At 68.5% G+C, this 743-nt stretch carries 1 protein-coding gene; it reads right to left on the reverse strand.

Translation table 11 applies throughout. The features are described 5' to 3' along the window. On the reverse strand, positions 1-743 hold a 743-nt coding region (locus A5708_RS21705; RefSeq protein ID WP_065030597.1), incomplete at both ends, for a dihydrodipicolinate reductase.

Here is a 743-nt window from a genome sequence, read left to right on the forward strand (position 1 = left end):
GCGGCCAGCGTGCAGTCGATGTCCGGGTCGCCGGAAATCATGACGCGATAGGACAGATCGCCGATCCCGGTGGGCCAGTCGGGGGCGACGTCGTGCGCGAGCCGGGTGACATGCTCGATGACGATGGCCTCCCGGCCGTCGACCACGCCGATCGCCTGCATCCGCAGCGCGCCGCAGGTGCCGGCCTGCACGGTGCCGAAGGCCACCTCAATGTCCCGGTAGGTGAGCTCACGGTCGAGCGAACCCCGTATCTCCTCCACCTCGGCGCCGAGCCCCTCGGCCATGAGGTGAATCGGTGCCTTCCAAGCCATTTCGATGAACCCGGGTGTCTTGAGCATCGGCTCGAAGTCCAGCGGCCGGCCAAAGCCCATCCCGTCCATCATCACGTCGGCCACCGGGTAGTGATCGTTGAGCGCCACCTCGCTGGCCGTGATCCGGCGGATGCTCTTGGACTGGGTCGTCATGAGCAGCGCGAGTTGGTCGGAGGCGAACCCGGGGAAGATGCCCGACGCGTAGAACGACGCGTGGCCCGTTTTGGCCGCCGCGTCCAGTTCGTCCCGCCAGTTCGGCGCGAAGTAGGACGGCGGGTACACCAGGCTCGTCGACGACGTCGAGACCACGTTGATGCCTGCGGTCAGCAGGCGCACGTAGTCGGGCACGGCCGCGCCATCGCGGTCGGGACCGCTGGCCGCGTAGACCACGCAGTCGGGGGCCAGCGCGATCAGCGCGTCGGCGTCGTTGGC

Source organism: Mycobacterium colombiense (assembly GCF_001672755.1).
Taxonomy (GTDB): Bacteria; Actinomycetota; Actinomycetes; order Mycobacteriales; family Mycobacteriaceae; genus Mycobacterium; species Mycobacterium colombiense_C.